The 6,753-nt window shown below is 48.0% G+C and carries 4 protein-coding genes and 1 pseudogene; 3 read left to right on the top strand and 2 right to left on the bottom strand.

Features of this window, described 5'->3' with window-relative positions:
• Positions 1 to 211 (top strand): annotated as a pseudogene (locus tag SHEWPOL2_RS11155) (hypothetical protein); the annotation flags it as partial.
• A gap of 745 nt (positions 212 to 956) precedes the next feature.
• Here the strand turns inward: SHEWPOL2_RS11155 and fadJ are convergent.
• On the bottom strand, positions 957 to 3,074 hold the full coding sequence (fadJ, locus tag SHEWPOL2_RS11140) for a fatty acid oxidation complex subunit alpha FadJ (RefSeq protein WP_037428249.1): 2,118 nt from the start codon (positions 3,072 to 3,074) through the stop codon (positions 957 to 959).
• A 5-nt stretch (positions 3,075 to 3,079) separates the two neighbouring features.
• Positions 3,080 to 4,390: an acetyl-CoA C-acyltransferase FadI gene (fadI, locus tag SHEWPOL2_RS11135; protein WP_037428244.1), complete on the bottom strand. Its 1,311-nt coding sequence runs from the start codon at positions 4,388 to 4,390 to the stop codon at positions 3,080 to 3,082.
• A 272-nt stretch (positions 4,391 to 4,662) separates the two neighbouring features.
• Here fadI and SHEWPOL2_RS11130 point away from each other — a divergent pair, with 272 nt between their 5' ends.
• Together SHEWPOL2_RS11130 and SHEWPOL2_RS11125 are read left to right on the top strand one after the other, a co-directional pair.
• Positions 4,663 to 5,619 carry a MoxR family ATPase gene (locus SHEWPOL2_RS11130; RefSeq protein ID WP_037420187.1) on the top strand — a complete coding sequence of 319 codons (957 nt, stop codon included), beginning with the start codon at positions 4,663 to 4,665 and terminating at the stop codon, positions 5,617 to 5,619.
• A gap of 95 nt (positions 5,620 to 5,714) precedes the next feature.
• Positions 5,715 to 6,698: a DUF58 domain-containing protein gene (locus SHEWPOL2_RS11125; protein ID WP_037420190.1), complete on the top strand. Its 984-nt coding sequence runs from the start codon at positions 5,715 to 5,717 to the stop codon at positions 6,696 to 6,698.
• Positions 6,699 to 6,753: the final 55 nt, after the last annotated feature.

Below are 6,753 nucleotides of genomic sequence, written 5' to 3'. Positions count from 1 at the left end.
TATTGAACTCGCTGGTGCCCCCAATGTGAAATTTAAGCCTATTGAACTCGCTGGTGCCCCCAATGTGAAATTCAAGCCTGTTGAACTCGCTGGTGCCCCCAATGTGAAATTCAAGCCTGTTGAGCTTGCAGGTGCCCCAAATGTCAAATTCAAGCCTGTTCAGCTTGCAGGTGCTCCAAATGTCAAATTCATAAATATTGATCTTGCCTAATCTTCTGAACTAAGGAGAGAGATATGTTAAATTCAATCAAAAAAGCACTTGGTTTCGCAAAGCCTGTTCGTAAAAAAGTAAAATTACCAGAAGGCTTAAACCACCTTGAAGTGATCCCAGCAAAGGGTTGGTGGAATTAATTCCATCTAAATGTGGAAACATTATCGTTTAGATAGTCTAGAGCTACTCAGCTAGCGCGCGGCCTAGACCAATAAAAAAGGAGCATCAAGCTCCTTTTTTATTAGTCACATTTACGACAAATCATATCTATATTAAGCGGTTAGACTTCCGTCAGAACTCTGACACACTCTTCTTAGTGCAATACGCTTATGGGAGGAAAAGAGTGGAAATGCTAAGGGCCCTAGTATAAATCCCATTACAGCCCAATAGCTTACCGATAACCCAGCTCTAAAAGCCGCAATCCCAAAACACCACGAACAACTCACCGACAAGGCAGCAACTATATAAAACATCAATCCCACAGCAACCTCTTTAATCGACTAAGTCCTAATATTGAAAACCAAAAATAGCAGTTTGCTATACAAATGGACTCCGAGCGAGGCTACTTATAAGCATTAATCAACATCAGATATGCACATACGGTATAACAGCACAACTGCCGTAATAGGACGCAATAATACAAGATCCACCCAATAAATGTGAACGTTTTTTAGGCAAAACTTAGCCTTGAGGCAATAAAAAAGCGGCATAACATTGCCGCTTTTTTGACCAAAACTTCTAAGTGTTAGAAGAAGCGAGCTTTTTCTACCGCCATCGCCTTAAGGCGTGGGCAAGGCTCAAATCGATCGCCATATTGCGTTTGATAACGTTCAAGTATTTTGACTAAGTTATCCGCGCCTAAAGTATCGATATAATGGAATGGGCCACCCAAGAATGGTGGGAAACCGATGCCAAAGATAGCGCCGATATCACCATCGCGCGGTGAGGCAATAATACCTTCATCTAAGCAGCGCACAGCTTCATTGAGCATTTGCACTACACAGCGTTCCGCTACCGCGCTCATTTCTTTATCGACACCAGGCTTGATGCCTAATACGCCATACACACTTTCATCGACGGCTTTTTTCTTGCTGGCAACACCATACTGATAAAAACCTTTGCCGTTTTTACGACCCTTTCTATCGTCGCTTAACAGCTTGTCGAAAGCAGCTGGGGCTTTAAAACGTTCGCCAAGCTCTTTTTCAAGAATGGGAGAGATCTTAGCGCCCACATCAATACCGACTTCATCAAGCAAAGTGATAGGGCCAACGGGGAAACCAAACTTCACTAACGCTTTATCGAGATGTTCAACACTTTGCCCTTCTAGCAGCAATTGTGCGGCTTCGTTCATATAAAGCGCGAGGATGCGGTTAACATAAAACCCCGCACCATCTTGTACTACGATTGGTGTTTTACCCTGTTTACGGGCAAAGGCAACCGTGGTGGCAATGGTTTCTGGGGAGGTTTTGGCGTGGGAAATCACTTCCACCAGCGGCATTTTTTCTACTGGCGAGAAGTAATGTAAGCCAATCACATTTTCAGGACGGCTAGCCGCTTGTGCAATTTGACCAATGGGTAACGATGAGGTGTTAGACGCAAAAATCGTGTGCTCACCGCATTCACGCTCAATGTCTTTTACCATTTGATGTTTGAGCGCTAAATCCTCAAATACCGCTTCCACAACGATGTCGGCATCTTTAACGCCTTTATACTCAGTGGTTGTAGTCATCAGCGCCATTAAATTGTCGCGTGCAGCTGGCGTCATATGACGACGTTTAACACCTTTATCCAATAATTTATAGGCGTAGGAAAGCGCGTTGCTTAAGCCCTTTTCGTTAATGTCTTTTACCCGCGCAGGAATTTTAGCCTTAGTCGTCGTTACCGAAGCAATACCACCGCCCATCAAACCGCCCCCTAAGATCACGGCTTTTTTGACTTTACGTGGTGTTGCCCCTTCGGCGCCAGTTTCTTTCTTCATCTCTGTGGTGGCAAAGAAAATACTGCGTAGCGCCTCTGATTCTTTCGACACCACCAGCTCAGCAAAATGGCTGGCCTCCACCTCAAGCCCTTTTTGCATCCCCTTCGCCATACCTTGGCGCACACAATCGATAATTTTTGCCGGCGCAGGATAGTTACCTTGGGTTTTCTTAGCGACTTGCTTGGCGGCTTGATCGAAAATAATGTTACGACCAAACCCTGTGCCTTCGAGTAATTGATTGACCAGCGATTTTTTAACTGGTTTCGCCGTGCGCTTACCCGCAAGCGCCATTTCCACCGCGGTTTGAAGTAGAATCGTCTGTGGTACTACGTCGTTGACTAAGCCCATCTTTAACGCTTGTTTAGGACGAATTTGTTTGCCAGTCAACATCATATCTAGCGCAGTGGTAATGCCCACTAAACGAGGCAAACGCTGAGTACCGCCGCCACCGGGTAATAAACCGAGTTGCACTTCGGGTACGCCCAGCATGGTCTTGCCATCATCACTGCATACACGTTGATGACAGGCAAGCGCAAGCTCTAAACCGCCTCCTAAACAGGCGCCATGAATAGCTGCAACCACAGGGATATTTAAGGCTTCTAACTCGTTAAACACCACATGCCCTTGCTGGGATAAGGCTTTGGCATCGCCCGCCGTTTGGCAAGCATCGAGCATAGAGATATCAGCACCGGCAACAAATGAATCTTTTTTACCCGAAATCAGCACTAGGCCACGGATACTACTATCACGTTTAATCTCAGACAGGATCTCACTGATCTCAGGGCCAAACTCTGCCTTGAGGGTATTCATGGTTTCGCCGGGTACGTCCATCGTTAGAATGGCGATACCGTCTTCACGGCGGGTTAAATTAAATGTCTTTTCCATCGCCATTACTCCACTTCCACAATCATTGCAGCACCAAGACCACCCGCAGCACAGGCCGTTGCCAGACCCGTTCCGCCGCCACGACGTTTAAGTTCACGACAAACCTGAGTGATTAAACGCGTACCTGTAGCCGCAAATGGATGGCCATAGGCTAAGGAACCACCGAGCACGTTAAATTTGCTCATATCGATGTCGCCAATGGCGCGGTTGCGGCCAAGTTTTTCTTCGGCAAATTTTTTGGAGGCAAACATCTGCATATTCGCTAGGGTTTGCGCTGCAAAAGCTTCGTGCATTTCGATGAGGGTTAAATCCTCTAATTCCATGCCGGCGCGCTTTAATGCCAATGGCGTCGCATAAGATGGGCCCATTAGCATGTCTTGCCATACATCAATGGCGGTAAATGCGTAGCTCTTAATATAACCAATTGGTTGATAACCTAAGGCTTTAGCACGCCCTTCACTCATCAAAATGATCGCCGAGGCGCCATCGGTCAGCGGCGTACTGTTCGCTGCAGTCACACTGCCATGCTTTTTATCGAAAGCGGGACGCAGTTTGGCGTAAGAGCTTAAATCGGAGTTTTCACGAATATTATTATCGCGCTCAATAAACTGTTTGTAGGGTGGGACATGGGCCACCATCACTTCTTCACGCAGATGGCCTGAAGCCCAAGTTTCACTCGCCAGCGTGTGGGAGCGGTGCGCCAGCGCGTCTTGGTCGGCGCGGCTGATGTTGTAAGTCTTGGCCATTTGCTCGGCGGTTTGTCCCATGGACAAACCCGTTGAATACTCGGCAACGGCAGGTGGCACAGGCAATAAATCTTTAATGCCTAAACGGCGAAAAATCTGTAATTTTTGGCCAAATGTACGGGCTTTGTTCAGATCGACTAAAGCATGAGCAAGTTTTTTAGACACACCAATAGGTAATACAGAAGAGGAATCGGCGCCGCCAGCAATGCCGATGTCGATATTGCCGGTCATGATTGACTCGGCCACATTCACCGCGGATTGGAAACTGGTCGCACAGGCACGGGTCACGCTATAGGCATCGGTAGACACATCCATACCCGTTCCTAATACGATTTCACGGGCAATATTCGGTGCCGCAGGCATTTGTACCACCTGACCATACACGAGTTGCTCAATCAATTTAGGATCCAGTTCGCTACGAACAAGCAGTTCGTTAACCACCATTTTACCCATATCGAGCGCCGATACTCCGTGGAATGCGGTCGCCTGTTTCGCAAATGGCGTTCTTAAGCCCGCCACAATAGCGATACGCTCACCCTTTGCATTAGTTACCTGTTGTCTATCACTCATTTGTCACCCTCTTTATGTGCGCTATCGCTGAGAGATTTCAGGCGGCGCTATCGATTTCCATGTTTGCCCTGCTGTTTGGCACCAAAAAAGCCTAATAACAGGTCTGACCATTAAAGTGTGATCTGATTCTAACTTCTTGTCAGCAAGTTTTAAACACCTGTTTGTTTTTTTAACACTAGCCAAACCCTTAGGGAATTCTTTACCATATTCGTTGTCTTAAGCCCACACACGTATTTTCAATTGATATTTTCAACCTAAAAACGAGTAGCATCATGCCTTTGAGTCGCTTCCATGCATTACGCACTTACCTAAATAAGGTTGTTTTAGGGCAGCCAGTACTGACCGAAAATCTGCTCATTGCCCTCATCGCCAATGGCCATTTATTAGTAGAAGGTCCACCAGGACTTGCCAAAACCCGCGCGGTTAAAGCCCTTTGCGACGGAGTTGAAGGCGATTTTCACCGGATCCAATTTACCCCCGACTTGCTGCCTGCCGACTTAACAGGAACGGATATCTATCGCTCCCAAACCGGTACCTTTGAATTTGAAGCTGGTCCGATTTTCCATAACCTGATCCTCGCCGATGAAATCAACCGTGCCCCCGCTAAGGTGCAGTCGGCGTTATTAGAGGCTATGGCCGAAGGTCAAGTGACTGTGGGGAAAAATAGTTATAAATTGCCACCGTTATTTTTAGTGATGGCAACGCAAAACCCCTTGGAAAACGAAGGCACTTATCCGCTGCCTGAAGCTCAACTCGACCGTTTTTTAATGCACCTGAATTTGGATTACCCAAGTGGCGACACTGAGATCGAAATCTTGCGTCAATCCCGTAAGGAAGCACTCACCCACGAGTTGCCAACCACAGAGCCGATTGCTCAAGCGGATATTTTTGCCGCCCGTGATGAAGCAATGGAAATCTATCTAGCTGAGCCGCTAGAGAAATACATAGTCGAAATTATTATGGCAACCCGCCAACCCGCGCGTTACAGCGACGAACTGGCCAAATGGTTAGAGTACGGTGTGAGTCCTCGTGCGACGATTTCGCTTGAACGCTGCGCCCGCGCCAGAGCCTGGTTACACGAGCGCGATTTTGTCTCTCCCGAGGATATTCAAGCTGTTGCGCCCAATGTATTAAGGCACAGACTGCTGCTGAGCTATCAAGCGCAGGCCGAAGGGGTCAGCCGCGACCAAGTGATTAACCATATTTTGACTCAAGTCGCCGTGCCTTAGACCTGAACGCCATAAAACAGTCCCATAGCTATGTGTTCAGGTGGCGAACAAACTAACGTTAAGTTAAATAAATGGCTTTAAATGAGTGACTTTGAATGAATAACAGTGCGCTAAACGCATCCCTACATAATGATGTTGCACAACATGGCTTACCTCTTAATGGTTTGCCCTTGTTTGCCGACGGGTTGCATTTAACCGAGAAAGAACTGCTCGCCTGCCAGACCATAGCTCGGGCGATCCCAGAGCGTCACAGCCGGGCACGCGCCAATCTGGCAGGTCATCGCAGCAGTCTAATCAAAGGCCGCGGGATGGAATTTGCCGAAGTGCGCCATTATCAGCAAGGTGATGATGTCCGCACCATAGATTGGCGCGTCACCGCCCGCACTGGGCAAACCCACACCAAACTCTTTATCGAAGAGCGCGAGCGCCCTATTCTGCTGCTGCTCGATTTAAGCCAGAGTCTGTATTTTGGCTCGAGTTTGCTGTTACAGTCGGTTCAAGCGGGGCATCTGGCTACCACGCTTGGCTGGAACGCAATTAACCACGGCGACCGACTCGGCGCCTTAATCGCCTGCGAATCGGAGCACCTTGAATTAAAACCCCGCAGTCGCCGCCAAGGGATATTGCAGCTCATCTCAGGCCTGCGCCGAGTGCACGAGCAGCAACTCAATCAGCTCGGCAGTCATCCGCGCGATCCTGATCATATCCTGCGCGCCTGCCAGCGGTTGCAACGCATCGCTAAACCGGGCTCATTAATTTGGATCATCACCGATGGCAGCCATTTTACGCCGCAATGTATCGCGCCGCTGACAGAACTCAAACGCCACTGTGATATTGGCGCGTATTTGATAACAGACCCTTTGAGGCAAGGTAACCTGAATTTGCCTAAACAGTTCAGTTTACCCGTCCGAGATGGGGAGCAAGACTTAGTGTTGACTCGCCATAGCTATCAGGCGTGGCTTGCGCTGCAACACCAGCAACAGAATGACTTTATTACCATGATGCAAAAGCTTAGGGTACACACCCAATTTATCGATGCAGGCTTACCGCTTGCAGAGCAATTAGCATTGCTGCAGTAACCACATGGCAGAGAAGCAATTCAGTTGACAATGAACAGAAAGAATAAGTGAGTCC

It is taken from the genome of Shewanella sp. POL2 (assembly GCF_000282755.1).
GTDB lineage: Bacteria > Pseudomonadota > Gammaproteobacteria > Enterobacterales > Shewanellaceae > Shewanella > Shewanella xiamenensis.
The sequence above is the reverse complement of the archived record's forward strand: the minus strand, read 5'-3'. Positions and strand labels throughout refer to the sequence as shown.